We start from the raw sequence: 16977 nt of genomic DNA on the forward strand, positions 1-16977 counted from the left end.
GACCGTCCGCGAAGCAACGCGGACGGTCAAGACCCAAAACGTGTTCAGTTGCCGCCGACTTCCGCCAGAAGTGCGGCATTGCCGCCCGCTGCCGTTGTATCGATACAGATGTGGCGTTCGTGCAGGACGTGGCCCGCGACCAACCCACCGGTAATGAGCGGCACAATGGCCCCAGTGCGGCGCGCCAATGCGCGCTCATAGGCGCGTGCGGTGTCTTCGTCGCCATCCCAAACGACTGCGGCGCAGTCCAGCGTCAAAAGTGCTTCAGCCGGCAGGTCGCCTTCGGGAACCATAGGAACACCGCCAAGGACCGTGGCGGCATCGGCTTGTGAGCCGAGGTCTGGAATGATCGGTATGCCACCAAGGGCCGCCACCGCGTCGGCCTGCGTGCGCGCGTCAGGCCCGAGGCATGCAATGGGGCCGCGTGGATGAACCGACAGGCGATTGGATTCGCCTGTTGGGCCCGGCAGATCGACGGGTTCGGCTGCCGGGATCGGCTGTATTTCCATCATGGCGGCAAAGCGCGGCATGTACAGCGGACCGCCTGCCTTTGGGCCAGTACCAGAAAGACCTTCTCCACCAAAGGGTTGGCTGCCGACGACCGCCCCAATTTGGTTACGGTTGACGTAGATGTTGCCCGCGTGGATGTTTTCGACAACCTGCTGCACACGGTCATCGATGCGGGTGTGCAGCCCGAACGTCAGCCCGTAGCCCGTTGCATTGATATCGGCGATAATCTTGTCCAGGTCACCGGATTTGTAGGTCGCGATATGCAGCACGGGGCCGAATATTTCACGGGTCAAATCGGCAATACCGTTCACTCTGATCGCCGTGGGCGCCACGAATGTGCCAGTATCCGGAGCGACAAGCGCGTGTATCACACGGCCATCAGTGCGCGCGGCATCGATGTGGTCTTGGATGCCCTGCCGCGCGGTTTCGTCGATGACGGGGCCAACATCGGTGGTCAAGTGCCACGGATCGCCCATGCGCAATTCATTCATCGCCCCCTTGAGCATGTGAATTACTTTTTCTGCGACGTCTTCTTGCACATAAAGGCAGCGCAGCGCCGAACAGCGTTGGCCTGCTGATTGGAACGCCGATTGCAAAATGTCGCGCACAGCGTGCTCGGGCAGGGCTGTTGAATCGACAATCATTGCGTTCAGACCGCCAGTTTCCGCAATCAGCGGTGTGCCGGGGTCGCAATTTTCGGCCATTGTCGCGCGGATTTTCAGCGCAGTCGGGGTTGATCCGGTGAAGGCAACACCATTGATCCGCGCATCCGACGTCAGCACCGCACCGATGTCGCCGCCACCGGGAAGCAGGTGCAAAACGTCCGCGGGAACGCCAGCCTCAATCATCAATTGCACCGCGCGGTGGGCGATAAGGCCGGTCTGTTCGGCTGGCTTGGCAAGCACGGCATTGCCTGCGGCTAACGCCGCTGAAACCTGTCCCGTAAAGATCGCGAGTGGAAAATTCCACGGTGAAATACAGGTCCAGATGCCGCGGGGGGTCGGGTTCCGGCCCTCGGCCTCTGCTGCATAGTAGTACAAGAAATCAACGGCTTCTCGGATTTCTCCGACAGCGTCGAGCATGGTTTTACCCGCTTCACGGTGCAACAATGCGAACAGTTCTTCAGCGTTGTCTTCATAGGCAACCGCAACTTTGCGCAACACGTCAGCACGGTCCGCTGCGGGCAAATCCCACGGGACCGCCGCAACGATTGCGCGCTTGGCGTCATCCGGTGTGGCAAAGACGATTTGGCCAACGGTATCGCTCGGCACAGCGGGGTTCACCACGTCGCGGGCTTTGGCGTTTGCAGCGTTTGACCACGCTGATGACAGCGGTGTCGCGTCCCAGACGTGGGCATGAAACGGATCACGCGCCTTGTCGATCTCAATCAGCGTCGGGCGGTGCGTGATGTCCCAGCCTTTGGCGTTGGCGCGATGCGGCGCGAACAAATCGGGGCCTTTGGGCAGGTTTGGCGTGACACCAATCTGATCAAACGGATCTGCGGCGACAACCTCAGGTGGGACGTTTTCATCAACGATCTGGTTCACGAACGACGAGTTCGCGCCATTTTCCAACAAGCGGCGCACAAGATAGGCCAGCAGGTCTTCGTGCGCCCCGACAGGCGCGTAAATACGGCAGTTGGTGGCGTTGTCTTTCAACACAATCTTATGGAGCGTTTCGCCCATGCCGTGTAAACGCTGGAATTCATACGACTTTGCACTGACCCCCATATCATCTGCCAGATGCAGGATAGCCGCGACGGTGTGGGCATTGTGGGTCGCGAATTGCGGATACAGCCGGTCGGTCAGTCCGAGCAGTTTGCGCGCGTTCGCGATGTAGCTGACATCTGTGTGGGTTTTGGCGGTGAAAACGGGGAACCCTTCGAGGCCAAGCACCTGTGCGCGTTTGATTTCGGCGTCCCAATAAGCGCCCTTCACAAGGCGTACCATCAGCTTGCGATTGGTGCGGGTCGCCAAATCACCGAGCCAGTCAATCACATAGCCAGCACGTTGCCCAAAGGCCTGCACGACGACACCAAAACCGTCCCACCCAGCCAAAGCAGGGTCCGACACCACCGCCTCGATCACATCTAGTGACAGCGACAGACGATCGGCTTCTTCGGCATCGACATTGAACCCCTGACCAGCGGATTTGGCCAACATCGCAAGGCTGAGCAGACGCGGCACAAGTTCAGCCATGACGCGGTCGCGTTGGGCTTCTTCATAGCGCGGATGCAGCGCGCTCAGTTTGACGGAAATACCGGGGTTTTCGGCCACGGTGTCATGGGTGCAAGCGTCCGCAATCGACGCAATCGCGCGACTATAGGAGAGGTGGTATTGTTTGGCGTCCTTTTCGGTCCGTGCAGCTTCGCCCAGCATGTCATAGCTGTAGGTGAACCCCTTGGCTTCCATATTCGCCGCGCGTTTCATCGCCTTGTCGATGTCGACGCCAAGCACGAATTGCTGGCCCATCACGCGCATGGCACGGCCAACGGCGGCGCGGATCACAGGTTCGCCAAGGCGTTTGATCGCGCGGCGCAGGGGTTGTGCCAAGCCGCGATCATCATCGAGCACGCGACCCGTGAACATCAGCGCCCACGTCGACGCGTTGACAAGGCTGGATGAGGATTTGCCCAAGTGGGTGCCCCAGTTGGACGGTGCGATTTTATCGTCGATCAGCGCATCAATCGTGTCGGCGTCTGGCACGCGCAGCAGCGCTTCCGCCAGACACATCAGTGCAATGCCTTCGTCGGTGGACAGCCCGTATTCCGCGAGGAAAACTTCCATCAAGCCCGGGTCGGACGCGGCGCGGATGCGACGCACGAGGTCTGCCCCCTGTTCGGCGATGGCAACGCGATCTTGTGGTGTCAGATTGGCCTGCGTCACCAACCGTTCAAGCGCCACATGTTCGTCCACCAAATAGGCTGCATCAATTTTGTTGCGGAGTTTGTTTGCTGCACTTTTAGCCATGTGATGTCTCCCTAGGGCTTGATTTTTGAGTGAGTCTTTGATCCGATATACATCTCAATTAGAGAAAGATATGCCCGTGTTTGCCAGCATGGTGATACATATCGACTGAATTATGGGGTAAAATATGGTCGAAATGACTTCTAACATGGACGGTTTTGATCGCAAGATTCTAGACGTGATCGCGGTGGAAGGCCGAATCACCGTGACCGATTTGGCCAAACGTATCGGGTTGTCCAAATCGCCAACCCAAGCGCGGCTGCGTCGCCTTGAAGAAACCGGCGTTGTGCGGGGCTACCGCGCGCTGTTTGACCCCATTCTTTTGGGCCGCGACCATGTGGCTTTCGTTGAAGTGAAGCTCAGCGATACGCGCGAATCCGCGCTGGCGGCGTTCAACACCGCTGTGACGCGCATACCCGAAATTGAACAATGCCACCTGATTGCGGGGGCGTTCGACTACCTGCTTAAGGTGCGCACCAGCAGCATGAGCAGCTACCGCCTTGTGTTGGCTGACCGTTTGTCGACCTTGCCGCATGTAGCCAGCACATCGACCTACGTGGCAATGCAGGCGGTGAAAGAAGAAGCAATCACGCCGAAGGCGGGGTGAGTTGACGATCGCGCAAACTGCGCCATCATATACGTCATGAAATATGCAATCATATTGAGTGTGCTTGCCGCCCCCGTTTTCGCGGACTGTTCGGTTGGCACGAATTATTCTGATGAGATCGCACAGATCGTCGGTGATATGCAGGCCGCTCCTGACCCGGGATCAGCGCAAGTGTTGTCGGGGGAAATGTGGGAAATATGGCTCGATGCGCCGGATGAGTTGGTGCAGGCGATGCTGGATGATGGATTGGCGCTGTTGCGGGTGGGCGATTATGTCAGCAGCTACACTTCGCTTAGCGCATTGATAGACTACTGCCCCGACTATCCCGAAGGCTACAACCAGCGGGCGTTCGGAGCATTTTTGTCCTGCAATTATGATGCGGCCCTTGTCGATCTGGATGCCGCGATTGCGTTGCGGCCGGTGCATTTGGGCGCGTTGACCGGAAAGGCGCTGACCCTGATCGCGATGGATCGGCGCGACGAAGCACAAGGCGTTTTGCGCGCGGCATTGGCGATCAATCCGTGGCTGTCGGAACGTGCACTGCTCGATGAACCAGATGGCACCGATATCTGACCAGAAATGCACTGGACGCGCGGTTCGATTTGCCTATGTTCGCACAAGCTGGCCCGCGTGGTGGAATGGTAGACACTGGAGACTTAAAATCTCTTGGCCGTATGGCCGTGCCGGTTCGAGTCCGGCCGTGGGTACCAGCTTTTTGGGGCACGTTTTTCTTTAGAGAATGTGCCCCAAAAAGCACTGGTGAGCACCACCGCATGTGGCCGTCGTTTTGCAAAAACGATGAGAACACGCAGAGCCAGGCAAAACTCCATAAACAAAATCCTCCCCCATCGTCAAGCAAGGGCCAAAACTCTAGTTCGTCTGCCGCAGGTTATTGTAGGCGCGCCGCGGACAGCGCAATGGCCTGTTGGTAGACCGTTGCCGCGTTCCAATCGTTCAGCACGCGAAAGTTGGCGCTGCCTTCTTGAAAGCTTTGACCGGGCTGCCAGCCTTTTTGGCGCAAGAAATTGGCCGTCGAGGCAAGGCTATCCGTGATCGAATACAAATCGACTCGCCCGTTGCCGTCCGCGTCCACACCGTAGCGCAGCGCATTACCGGGCAAGAACTGTGTGTGGCCCATTTCGCCGTGCGCGGCACCCTGTTGGGTCGGGTCAAGTCCGCCCTGATCTACCAGCATCAGCGCAGCAATGGCGTGGGGCGTAAAGAATGCAGAGCGGCGGCAGTCGTAGGCAACCGTCGAGATACTATCGACCACGGGTGTGCTGCCCATTGTGCGGCCAAAACCGGTTTCCATGCCGTGGATCGCCAGCAAGATACCCGCAGGTACACCGTAAGCCTGTTCTAGGGAGGCGTAGAAAGTCGGGTTCTTATTCTGTTCGCGCCGCATCTGGCTGGCAAAACTGTCGAGTGAGCCAAGGCGGATGCGGATGAAGTCGTTCAATTCATACCGCACGCCCGTCTGGTTGCGATCCGCGCGGATGGTGGAGTGGGAATACTGCGCGTTGGCCAAGGCTGACAGGCCCGATTGCCCAACGCCAGCCGCCGCTGCTTCTTGCGCAAAGGCCAGTTTCCAAGCGGAAAACCCGGAGGCGTCATTGCCACACGGGGCGGCCAGGGCAGGGGCGACCGCGAGCGAAACGGCGGCGGTGAAAGCGGCGGAAAGTAAGGTACGCATACTAAAACTCCGGTCAAAAAACTAATCCAGGAAAGATTAGAAGGTTTTACGGGGCTGTTAAGTCAGGAATTCGCGACGCGCTGGAATGGGTGGTCCTGTGCCTTGCGGTGTTAGAACGCGGCAGGCTGTCGCGCCTTGGCTTGATCCGCCCAAAATTCAGCAGATCGATGCCAGCGCGCATCTAGCACCAACATCGACACGCCGGCGCGCCACACAGCGCCCCCGATCAAAGATCTAGTCGCGCGATCCGGCAAACTTTTCGACCCATTCTTCGCGCTGTTCGTCGGAGATTTTGGCAAACAGATTTTCGGGCACCGTAAACGGGTGTCCGGCGGGCAACGCACGCGCTGCGGCGTCCATGTCGTCGGGCCAATCCATGTCCATCGTATTCATCGCTGACAGCAATGTGGCCGAGGCTGTCGGAATGAACGGTGCTGAAAGAACTGCGTAGATGCGGATCAAGTTGAGCGCGAGCCGGATTTGCGCTGCCGCTTGATCGGGGTCTACCTTGAACACGGACCACGGTGCGGCGGCCTGTAAATATTCATTTCCAGCGGCCCACATCGCGCGCACTTCGGCAGCGGCCTTGCGCACTTCGATCGCGTCCATCGCGGCCTGATATGCCGTCAGACGGATTTGCAAATCTGCAATAAGCTTGTTTTCAGCGTCGCCGTATTCGCCCCCTGCGGGCACGTCTTCGGAGAATTTAGAGCGGCAGAATTTTGTGACACGGCTGACAAAGTTGCCCAACACATCGGCGAGGTCTTTGTTGGTGTCTGTCTGGAACGCCTCCCAAGTGAATTCGGCATCAGAGGTTTCTGGTGCGTGGGACAAAAGCCACCAGCGCCAATAGTCCGCAGGTAGGATTTCAAGCGCTTGATCCATGAACACACCGCGCCCGCGCGACGTGGAAAACTGCCCGCCATCGTAATTCAAAAAGTTGAACGATTTCAGGTAGTCGACCCGCTTCCAAGGCTCATCCGATCCAATGATTGTGGCCGGAAAGCTGAGCGTGTGGAACGGCACATTATCCTTGCCCATGAACTGCGTATAGCGCACGTCGTCCGCGCCTTTGTCCGTGCGCCACCAACGTGCCCAGTCCTGACCACCTGTCGCATCCGCCCATTCTTGCGCGCAGGCAATGTATTCGATCGGCGCGTCAAACCAGACGTAGAAAACCTTGTCTTCCATGCCGGGCCACGGCGCGTCGCCGCGCATCACCGGCACGCCCCAATCGAGGTCACGGGTGATGCCACGGTCCTGCAATCCGTCGCCGTCATGTAACCATTTCTTGGCAATCGACGTCGTCAGAACGGGCCAGCCGGTCTGGCTGTCGATCCAGGCTTCGATGTCGTTTTTCAGCTTTGATTGCAGCAGATACAAATGCTTTGTGTCGCGCATCTCGAGATCGGTTGAACCGGAAATTGTCGAATACGGATTGATCAAATCAACCGGGTCAAGCTGCTTGGTGCAATTGTCACACTGATCGCCGCGTGCTGATTCAAAGCCGCAGTTGGGGCAGGTGCCCTCAATATAGCGATCCGGCAAATATCGCCCGTCTTCATGGGAATACATCTGCGTTTCCATGCGTTCTTCGATCAGGCCTTTGTCGGCCAACACGCCCGCAAAATGCTGCGTCAGCGCGCGGTTTTGCGGTGAGCTTGAGCGCCCGTAGTGATCAAACGACAACCCGAACCGCGCCGCCAAATCGGACTGGACTGTCCACATCTCGGCGCAATACTCTGCAACCGGTTTATCGGCCTTGGTCGCCGCCAGTTCTGCTGGGGTGCCGTGTTCGTCTGTCGCGCATAGAAACAAAACCTCGTGGCCGCGCCCGCGCAGATAGCGGGCGTACAGATCAGCTGGAAGCTGACTACCGATCAGATTACCAAGGTGCTTGATCCCGTTGATATACGGAATTGCGGATGTGATGAGGTGACGTGCCATGTTTTCCTGCCAATGCGCTGTTGGCACGGTCTAGCGTGAAGCGCCCTTGGATGCCAGCATCCGAAACGACAATTGCGCTGTTGCTAGCGGTCGCGCGCGCGCCGCAACAATCGCCCGATCGTAAACGACGTGCGTGGCGCGTAAACATAGGGTGTGCGGTCTGCGCGGGTGTCGCGCACGCGCATCCGGCTAAGGCCAAACACGATCAACGCCACATGACCGATCGAGATGAACACGAACAGCGCGGATGGTCCGAACGTGTCGATTAGCAGTGACGTCAGCCAAGGCGCGGCGATGGCGCCGACGGCGTAGAAAAACATCAGGGCTGCGGACAGTTCGATGCGTTCCTCGGAGGTGGCGAAATCATGGGCATGGGCGGCGGCGACGGAATAGACGGGAAACGTCGTCAGCCCGAAAAGGGCCGCACTGATCATCACGCCTGTTGTACCAAGACCCGACATTGCGACCGTGATGGCGCAGGAAAACACCGAAGCCACTGACAGCCAAACCAAAACCCAACGGCGGTCATACTTGTCCGCCAGCCAACCGGCCGGAAATTGTGCCGCAGCACCCCCCGCAACAAAGGCAGCGAGGAACAGGCCGATCTGGCTGGCCTCAAGCCCGACTTCTTGGCCATAAATCGGGCCGACCATCCGGAACGACGCGCCCGACAACGCCGCCACGAGCACACCTGCAACGGCCAGCGGCGACATGCGCCACGCCAGCCCCGGTCGAAGGCGCGGAGCGTCGGGAATCTCGGGCTGCGGCATGCGGGTCAAGGCCAGCGGCAACATTGCCGCACAGCACAGGATCGTCAGCAGATTGTAGGCTATATAGGTCTCCATGCTCGCCAAGGTGCCGATCAACAATTGTGCGATGAGGCTGCCGCCCATATCGACAACGCGGTACAGCCCCATTGCACGGCCACGCGACGCATTTGTGACTTTCGCCTGTAGCCAGCTTTCGACGATTGTGTAACATCCTGCGATGCAAACACCTGACATGACACGCAAAAATGCCCAAGCCATCGGATCGATAATCAGAATATGACCCGCCATGCCGATGGTTCCCATCGCCGTGAAAACGGCGAAAGCACGGCTGTGCCCGACGTTGCCCATCAGGCGCGGGGCCCACCAGCACCCAATAAAAAAGCCCAAGAAATGCATGGAGCCGAGAAAGCCAACCTCGCCTCGGCTGAAGCCGTTCTGCAATCCTGTCAGCGCGTCCAGTGGCCCAACGCCGCCCGACGAAAGCTGCAACAACAAGACCGACAAAAAAAGGGCCGCAAAGGAGATCAACATCCGCATGGGCCCATAAACCCCCAAGTCGCGCCCGACTTCTAGGGCGTTATCGACGCCCTATGTCGTTCACGTGTCGCAGATGGGTCACGTGTGAGGGTTGCGGTGGTCTGCAAGCGAGCTATGTTTCTGCCAAATCGAAACAAGGCACACAGGGGACGTGGCATGAAACAGATCGAACTTGGGCGCACGGGCATTATGGTTAGCGATTGGTGCCTCGGCACGATGACGTTTTCAACGCAGACCCCACAGGATGATGCGCACCGCCAAATTGATATGGCTTTGGACGCAGGGCTGAACTTCCTCGATACGGCGGAAATGTATCCGGTCAATCCGATGCGCAAAGAAACCGTCGGCAATTCCGAAAAGTGCATTGCCGATTGGATCAGCAAGTCTGGACGCCGCAAGGATGTGGTGATTGCCACAAAAGCTGGCGGTGACAGCCCGCTGATCCGCGGTGGTGCGGGTTTTACGCCTGAAAACATACTTGATGTTCTGGACGGCAACCTGGCGCGGCTTGGCACGGATTACATCGATCTGTACCAACTGCATTGGCCCGCGCGTGGATCGTATATGTTCCGCCAGAACTGGACGTTTGATCCAAGCGGGCAAGACCGTGCGCAGACGATGGACCATATCGGCGGCGTGCTGGAAAAGCTGAAACAGGCGCAGGCAGATGGCAAAATCCGCGCCTTCGGTCTGTCCAATGAAAGCGCGTGGGGAACCACGAAATGGATCGATGTTGCGCAAGAGTTGGGCGCGCCGCGGGTGGCGTCTGTGCAAAACGAATACTCGTTGTTGTGCCGTCTTTACGACACCGACATGGCGGAAATGTCGGTCAACGAAGACGTGGTGTGCTTTTCATTTTCACCCCTAGCAGCAGGTCTTTTGACCGGCAAATACCAGAATGGCGCGGTGCCGGAGGGATCGCGCATGACCTTTGGGCCGCAGTTGGGCGGGCGGGTTCAACCACGTGTGTTTGATGCGGTAGATGCTTACTTAAAGGTGGCCGAAAAGCATGACATGTCACTCGCGCATATGGCGATGGCGTTCCAGCGGTCCCGCCCGTTCAAGGTCAGCGCGATTTTCGGTGCATCTACGTCCACGCAGCTGGCAGAACTACTGGAAGGCAAGGATCTGGAACTGTCCGATGACGTCTTGGCAGATATCGACGCCGCCCACCGCGCCCATCCGATGCCTTTCTAGGTCCAGTATTAAAGATCGGAATTAAGTGAAGCGGCTGCGCCGCGCGTGATGGTTTATTTGCGGGCTGTGGTTGGCGGATCGCGATTCATTCCGCGCGGCGCTCGATGAATGGTTGGAGCCTCCGGCGGGGATATTTCCGGCCTTATGTATCAAACGCACGAACAAATGTGAATCCTTTTCAGCCCATTTTTGTTAGGCTGTGCGAATGCAGGACAAGACCATCAACAACGCGCTGCTGGCGCTGTATCGCACAGGTGAGGTGAGAGTGCATGTAGACGCTCTAATGGCGCTAAGGGGCATTAGAGCGCCCAAGTGCGTTCATGACAGGCCGTTGGGTCGCGGTAAGTGCAAGCGGCTGGCGTTTTCGCTGCTGCCATGCACCACGTCTGTTGTAGCGGACGCCATACAGCGCGAGTTGTCCGACATTACGCGCAAGAGTGCGGTGAATAAAGCTTATCAGGCGCTGTTGCGGTTAGAGGCAAGGGGTGTGGTTGTGCAGGGCTTTGGACCAGATGGGTGTTTGTGGCGGGTGCCACGAACACCTAATCCTGTTTCGTGCCGAAAATGAACCCGATACATCCCGTTACTATAGAGGCTAACAACGAAAGAATGTTTGAAGGTCCGTCCGAGATGGTTCCGGCCTCCCGATTGAAGGCCACGCAGAATACTATAATCATAGCCAAAAGACACATTCCGACAGCAACAAACGCAATGGTCTTTGATGAATCCGTTGATCCAATCAGCTTTCCGATTGGACCCATTTGAACTTTCATGGATCTTCGATCTTGCGTCAGCCCTCTCGTCAGATGTTGAGAACGCGTCCGCTTCACCGATATCGGTGTTATACTCCTGCGCCTGAATTGACCTGACGATTTTGGGCCTGCGATTCACTTCGTCGCATGGCCAAAGGCGGTTCAGTCTGTATTTTGAGTTTATGAGCAAGCAATACAAAACAGTCTCCTTATCCGACGAGCAGCGCATAGCACTTGAAGCGCTTTGCCGCCGCCGCAAAGTTGACGCCCTTGTTTGGAAACGGGCGCGCGCGTTTCTTCTTTTGGACGCAGGAGAAGACGCCGGAACGGTTTGCCGGATTTTGGATATTGGCCCGACAGTTTTGACGGAGTGGCGATTTGCCTTTGCCGGTGCGGGACTATCGTTTTTCGGTCTGAAGGACTACAGCCAGCGTCAGGGTCATTTGTCCGTCGTGCAAGAGCAGGCGGTGAGAGCCCATTTCACCGCGCAGCCTGCCCGCAATGCCGATGAGGTCTGTGCCTATGTTCTAGCCGAGTGCGACCAAAACTACAGCACGTCGGGAGCCGCCAAGCTGATGCGCCGCCTGGGGTTCGCGTATAAGAAACCACAATTGCTGCCTGCACAGGCCGATGAAGCCAAGCAGGCTGCGTTTATTGCCAAATATGAGGCCCTGATGAACGGGTTGGCCGCAGATGAGATGGTTGTCTTTTCGGACGCTGTCCACCCCGAACACCAGAGCCGCCCCGCCCATGGTTGGTTCCCCAAGGGACAAAAGACGGCCCTGAAGGCGACATCAGGGCGCAAGCGGCTCAACATTCAGGGCGCGCTTGACCTTGAGACTTTCCAGTTCACCTTTGTGGAAGGCGAGAAGATCAATGCCCAGACAACCCGACAGATGCTGGAAAAGTTGGAACGCAACAACCAAACCAAGACGGCCATCCACGTCTTTGTCGACAATGCCCGCTATCATCATGCCAAGATACTACAGCCATGGCTGGACAGCCCAGAACGTCGGGTGAAGTTGCATTTCTTGCCAGCATATGCCCCGCACCTCAACCCGATCGAGCGTCTTTGGGGTGTTATGCACAAATGGGTCACCCACAATCGGCACTATGCAACGTTCAACCAATTCACAGAGGCCATTTTCGACTTCTTCCGCAAGACCCTGCCAGAAAAATAGCCAGAGTTCCGCGACACTGTCACCGACAACTTCCGCGTCATATCGCTCAAGGAATACAAAGTGATTTGAGGGGAAAACCTCAGGTCAATTCAGGCGCGGGAGTATATAAGCCACCTTGAAGTTATTCTCAGCAGCGACACGATGCCTTGGTGCCGTCCTTGTGTGTCAGGTCCGAAAGCGCAAACCCCGAAAGATGGCCGTAGCGCCCCCAAATCCAAGTGACGAGATTTCGTGTGTTCTCGTCGTCTTGGTCGACATTCTCCGGCGCAGCAAATGGGTTTGATGACTGTGGCGCAGTTATCGGCTTACGCCCAAAAACTTTGAACGCGTGATAAAGGCTATCAAAAACGGGGCCATGCTTCCAGATTTCTGGACCTTCTGTGGTCAATCTGGGCTGCTCCAATCCGTAGACTGCTAGCGACCAGCCATATGAACAATAAACCAGCTTCTAAAGCTTCATGTGCTCGATGCCTTTGTCGGCACCAAATTGCTCAATAAAGTTGTTTGCGATAGCGAGTGGGTTGTATGGAACGGGCATAGGGTCGACCTCGCTTCTCTTGTAAATCTGTCTTTATAACATACGAGTCCGATGTAAGATTTACAAGATTTCAGTTTCGTTTGTATTAAGGCGTGCGCTGCCAGTACCCCTTCCAGCTACGCGACACTGGTGCGTCCATTGCGTTAGACACAACCAACTGCGCCAGTGTGCCGTTGTCGGTGCGGCGGTTGTCTTCCAGCCATGCAGAGTGGTTTGCGTACTGGTGCAGGTACTGTGGCGACACGCCGTGGTGCTGGCCTTTGATCATGTTGCGCAAGCGGCTAAAGAAGCTTTCAACCATGTTTGTGTGCTTACCGTGGTCGCTGTAGATTTCGGAGTGGTTCACGCGGTCAACGTGGTGGCCCATGTGCAGTGCATCCCAGTGGGACGCTTCGTCGGCTGACATGGTTGCCGTGCGGCATACGTTCTCGTTTGCCAGTGCAACACCCTCAGCTTCTGACATAGATACGAATGGCAATGTGCGGCCTGTCCGCTCACGAAGGGCCACCACAACGCGGCGCTTGCCTGTCTGGTGGCGCTTGAGGCGAAGGTCTACGCGGTCAACCTTGGCGTTGGCAGGTCGGATATGACCGCTAAAGTACGCCCCATCAATCTCAATGTGACCTTGCAGAACTTCGCCTGTCTGGACCTCTTGCGCCATGGCTTCGCGCAGCTTGTGGGACAGAACGAACGCTGTCTTGTACTGGCAGTCCAGATCGCGGGAAAGCTGCACCATGGATACGCCCTTGGATGCGTTCACCAGAATGAAAATTGCGGCCAACAGGTCAACGAAGTCCATCTTGCGCGAAGCAAAGATCGTGCCGGACGTGACGCTAAACTGGTGCGCACAGCCCTTACACTTGAACTTGCGGCGCGTGGTGATCTTGTACGTTTCGTGGTTGCCACACTGGGGGCAAACAGCCTCCCCGTTCGTCTCAGGCCAGCGCATTGCGCAGAAGGTTGCGTATGCCGCATCTTCGCCAGCCTTGTAGATCGCACGAAGGCTGGTGGTGCGGGAAGCTGCTGAGAGAAGAAAGTGCTGGGCCATTGCCATCATATCCATTACTTATGTAATGAATATAGTACGTAGACGTATCAAACACAATACCTTATGTATCGTAAATGATGCTTTTATTTATATAGGTGATACATGCCGGACCAGAATGAGTGGGAAATGAAGGCCGCGAACCTTCTGAAAGCCGAATTGAAGCGCAAGGGCGTGACTTATGCGCAGTTGGCGGAATTGATTGGCGAAAAGGAAGTGAACATCCGTAACAAGCTGTCACGGGGGAAGTTCAGTGCCGCGTTCATGCTGCAAAGTTTAGTTGCTATTCAAGTGAATGACTTGCGTTTGGCCTAGCCCATGCAGTTTCCCAACTTTCCCCCTTAAACCGTTCAAACAACTCATAGGTGTCAACCATCGTTTTGTTGGTAAATTCGTCATCTACGATAAACCGTAATTTATTGTCGGGAGAAAACCATCGAAACTTTTGAGTTCCAGCGTCCATCTGAATTGACGTAGCCAGAAGCCCCAAATTTCCTGCTGCGATAATTTCGCCGGAAATAGCCTGCGCTCTTGGCGAGGCTTCGTACTCTCTTGGACTAATGCCCATACTACACGACTCTTGTGATTATGGGTGGAATTAGTATCCACGGTGAGACAGCGGCGTTTGGGTCTGACCTGAGCAGTTTACGGAGCTGATCGAAGCCAATTCGAAAGAATGACTTTGCAAAATATCCGTGTTTTTTCCGCTTCATTTTCCCGCCTCCAATAAGCTTTGTGGCGGTTTTAGATGCCCATGCAACCGCGAGCGCAACGAGACCTAAAAGAAGCTCAAGTTTTTTGGAGATGGTCAGTCGTGTGTCTTCAAGATTGAAGCCGCGTGTCTTTGTGTCGCCAAAGAGGCTCTCAATGGCCCATCTTTTCTTGTAGGTGGCGAGGGCCCGATGTGCGGGCCGGTTAGAGACGACGATCAAAAGCTCACCCCCCTTGATGCGCTTTGCAGCAAAGCTAAACCACGTGGCCTCCCCCAAATTGTTGCCTCCAAATCGGGCATCAAAGTTGCGCTTACCGCGACAGGTGCGCAACAAGGTGCTTAGATTTTGCGTTTTCCCGTCCTGTGTGGTCACAAGTTGGTTTGCTTTGATACGGATGACAAATGGGACGTTGTTTTTATGAAGAAAATCCAACCATTGTGCTCCAATGAATTCCCGGTCCGCTAACAAGAACTTGATGGTGGAGACCTCAAACACCGACAGATAACGTTTCATCAAGGCAATGCGCTGAGCAGTATCGCTGTTCCCTGCACGCCCCAAAACGCTCCACATCAACGGAATACGGTGGCGGCGTGTGACAATGGCTAAGACCAAGAAGTTGACATGGCGTTGGCTAATTTTCCAATTTGTTCGGTCCAAGCATAAATGCCAGGTGGGGCCAGAACCAATCATTTTAACAAGCAAGGGGGCCGCCCAATCCGAGCCAAGATCAACATGCTGGAAAAAGCGTTGTAGGCGACGGTAGGTGCTTTCAACCTTGCTATCGGTAGGAAACTCACAGGCCAGATGGCTCAAATTTACCGTCCGGGCATTCACCATTCCCATGATCAAGAGGCACATCGTTTCAAGGCGACTGTTGCTCAACTCTAAATGGGGGGATAACCTCTTCTTGAGGGTCGTCAGGGCTTTCGTGATCATCCGTGGAACCTTTTTTAGCGATAAGAGTCCGCTCCTAAATCACCTTCTGACACCCTCAACCACCCTACTGTCGTGTAGTATGACTAATGCCAGAGAAGGCACAGGCAGCATGCTTGACGCTTATATTCTTAATTCCATATGCCCATTTTTCATCACGCAAGGCCGCATCGGCTTGACGCCTATCAATCCTTACCGCCCAAAAGTGCGCCCACGCGCCAAATGTTGCCCCCAGCAAGGTGAAAAACGAGTTCTGAACCCATTGGGTTTGGAAAAGCTCAATCATGGGATCAACCCAAGACGCAGAGTTGACCCCAAGTCGCTGCAGCGCCTCATCAAAGAACGGCTCAAACAGCATAGCCCAGAATGCTGATAATGCGGCCATGCCAAAAATTGAAAGTAGTATATACCTAAGCAGAAGGCTTATCCCTTTTAGTCCGGTTGCGCCACATGTTGACGCGGCGCAGAATCTTGCCCTTGTGGCTTTAGAGGCGGATCGGATCAGTTTGTAATGTCTGGTGGGTTTATAGGGCGTGGCTTTTGCCGTGAACGAGGGCCTTCAGGCGCGCTGTTTAACAAAATCACGATATGTCGCTGGCCCGAGACCAACACCGATCCCCAGCAGCGTGTCGAAGCCGCTTCGCATGTGTCGCCGTCGGTTCCAGCGGAACACGAATTCGTCAAGATAGCGTTGCAGATGGCACTTTCTGAGGCCGTGGAAGACGCCTTTTGCCCGCGTTTTCAGGTTGGAGAACACGCGGTGGACCCAGTGGAGTATGTCGCGTGCCTTTTTGCCGCTGACGACCTTCGCCTCATGCGTGTTTGCAGGCGGATTTTCGTAACCGAGCCAGCCGTCCGTGATGATGTGAGCGCCAGGCTCAACAGCCTGACCAATGAACCCGTGCAGCGTCTTTGACGCGCCGTCGGGAATGTGTTTCATCCTGATACGGCGCGGATGTCCGTCACTTGATAACTCGACGGCACAGACGACAAACATCTTTCCAACCGGGCTCCGCCCACCCTTTGGCCGGTCCTCGGGATCATGCCGGGACCGGAACGGCATCTCTGTTTCATCGATTTTGACAAGGTCTTTCAGGGGGTTGCGGTCAGGGTTGACCATCGACCGCCGCAGCTTTTGCAAGAGGAGGTCGCCGAGAAGCGCCATCGGTCCGAGCGACGATGGCGACCCGTCTTGTAGCTGCCAAGGCCAAGTTGCGCCTGAAGTTGCAGCGCTGACATGCCGTTGGAATGGCTGGTGATGATGTGCGCGGCAAGAAACCAAATTCGCAACGGCAAATGGCTGCTGTGCATTACCGTGCCAGCCGTCACGGATGTCTGCCGTGCGCAACCGGCACATTCCCAAGTCGCGCGATTTCGCTTTAACGGCCAGCCCTTGCAGGTGCCACAGGAAGGACAGACGAAGCCCTCAGGCCAACGATGTTCCACCAGATAATGCGAACACGCTTCCTCATCAGAAAACCTGGCGTCAAACGCGGGGCGGGACATGGGTTTGTCGTTTTTCCATCTGGCTGGCATGGGAAGAACAATACCAGAACATTCTAGATTGGCAAGCCGCTTCGCACTACAT

12 protein-coding genes, 1 tRNA gene and 2 pseudogenes are annotated in these 16977 nt (G+C 56.2%); 6 read left to right on the top strand and 9 right to left on the bottom strand.

Annotated elements, in window-relative coordinates:
* Positions 1-44: 44 nt before the first annotated feature.
* On the bottom strand, positions 45-3479 hold the full coding sequence (putA, locus tag OA238_RS05300) for a bifunctional proline dehydrogenase/L-glutamate gamma-semialdehyde dehydrogenase PutA (protein WP_015494381.1): 3435 nt from the start codon (positions 3477-3479) through the stop codon (positions 45-47).
* Positions 3480-3603: 124 nt separating this feature from the next.
* Here putA and OA238_RS05305 point away from each other — a divergent pair, with 124 nt between their 5' ends.
* From OA238_RS05305 to OA238_RS05315, 3 genes are all read left to right on the top strand, one after another.
* The gene (locus tag OA238_RS05305; RefSeq protein WP_015494382.1) at positions 3604-4083 is read left to right on the top strand and encodes an Lrp/AsnC family transcriptional regulator; all 480 of its coding nucleotides are present in this window, start codon (positions 3604-3606) and stop codon (positions 4081-4083) included.
* Positions 4084-4119: 36 nt separating this feature from the next.
* Positions 4120-4656: a tetratricopeptide repeat protein gene (locus OA238_RS05310; protein WP_015494383.1), complete on the top strand. Its 537-nt coding sequence runs from the start codon at positions 4120-4122 to the stop codon at positions 4654-4656.
* Positions 4657-4707: 51 nt separating this feature from the next.
* Positions 4708-4793 (top strand) — tRNA-Leu (locus OA238_RS05315).
* A 179-nt stretch (positions 4794-4972) separates the two neighbouring features.
* Here the strand turns inward: OA238_RS05315 and OA238_RS05320 are convergent.
* The 3 genes from OA238_RS05320 to OA238_RS05330 form a co-directional block, all read right to left on the bottom strand.
* The gene (locus tag OA238_RS05320) at positions 4973-5776 is read right to left on the bottom strand and encodes a lytic murein transglycosylase (protein WP_015494384.1); all 804 of its coding nucleotides are present in this window, start codon (positions 5774-5776) and stop codon (positions 4973-4975) included.
* A gap of 234 nt (positions 5777-6010) precedes the next feature.
* Complete coding sequence (gene metG / locus OA238_RS05325) at positions 6011-7723, bottom strand: methionine--tRNA ligase (RefSeq protein ID WP_015494385.1); 1713 nt, start codon at positions 7721-7723, stop codon at positions 6011-6013.
* An 83-nt stretch (positions 7724-7806) separates the two neighbouring features.
* Positions 7807-9030, bottom strand: coding sequence for an MFS transporter (locus OA238_RS05330; protein WP_015494386.1), 1224 nt, complete (start codon positions 9028-9030; stop codon positions 7807-7809).
* A gap of 156 nt (positions 9031-9186) precedes the next feature.
* On the opposite strand from OA238_RS05330, the gene OA238_RS05335 reads away from it, so the two are divergent.
* Together OA238_RS05335 and OA238_RS05340 are read left to right on the top strand one after the other, a co-directional pair.
* Positions 9187-10227, top strand: coding sequence for an aldo/keto reductase (locus OA238_RS05335; RefSeq protein ID WP_015494387.1), 1041 nt, complete (start codon positions 9187-9189; stop codon positions 10225-10227).
* Between the two features lie 934 nt (positions 10228-11161).
* Positions 11162-12229: pseudogene (locus tag OA238_RS05340) on the top strand (IS630 family transposase).
* A gap of 58 nt (positions 12230-12287) precedes the next feature.
* Here the strand turns inward: OA238_RS05340 and OA238_RS34930 are convergent.
* Together OA238_RS34930 and OA238_RS05350 are read right to left on the bottom strand one after the other, a co-directional pair.
* Positions 12288-12605 carry a Panacea domain-containing protein gene (locus OA238_RS34930; RefSeq protein ID WP_083906649.1) on the bottom strand — a complete coding sequence of 106 codons (318 nt, stop codon included), beginning with the start codon at positions 12603-12605 and terminating at the stop codon, positions 12288-12290.
* 178 nt (positions 12606-12783) lie between these two features.
* A complete protein-coding gene (locus OA238_RS05350) occupies positions 12784-13746 on the bottom strand; it encodes an IS1595 family transposase (protein ID WP_044037962.1) in 963 nt (320 codons plus the stop codon).
* 126 nt (positions 13747-13872) lie between these two features.
* Between OA238_RS05350 and OA238_RS05355 the strand changes: the two genes are divergently transcribed.
* The gene (locus OA238_RS05355; protein ID WP_245581444.1) at positions 13873-14058 is read left to right on the top strand and encodes a DUF6471 domain-containing protein; all 186 of its coding nucleotides are present in this window, start codon (positions 13873-13875) and stop codon (positions 14056-14058) included.
* Between the two features lie 254 nt (positions 14059-14312).
* On the opposite strand, the gene OA238_RS05360 is transcribed toward OA238_RS05355, so the two are convergent.
* From OA238_RS05360 to OA238_RS29740, 3 genes and pseudogenes are all read right to left on the bottom strand, one after another.
* Positions 14313-15392 carry an IS4 family transposase gene (locus OA238_RS05360; protein ID WP_015494391.1) on the bottom strand — a complete coding sequence of 360 codons (1080 nt, stop codon included), beginning with the start codon at positions 15390-15392 and terminating at the stop codon, positions 14313-14315.
* Between the two features lie 64 nt (positions 15393-15456).
* Complete coding sequence (locus OA238_RS05365; RefSeq protein WP_015494392.1) at positions 15457-15774, bottom strand: hypothetical protein; 318 nt, start codon at positions 15772-15774, stop codon at positions 15457-15459.
* A 174-nt stretch (positions 15775-15948) separates the two neighbouring features.
* Positions 15949-16925 (bottom strand): annotated as a pseudogene (locus OA238_RS29740) (IS1595 family transposase).
* Positions 16926-16977: the final 52 nt, after the last annotated feature.

This window comes from Octadecabacter arcticus 238 (assembly GCF_000155735.2).
GTDB classification, from domain to species: Bacteria; Pseudomonadota; Alphaproteobacteria; order Rhodobacterales; family Rhodobacteraceae; genus Octadecabacter; species Octadecabacter arcticus.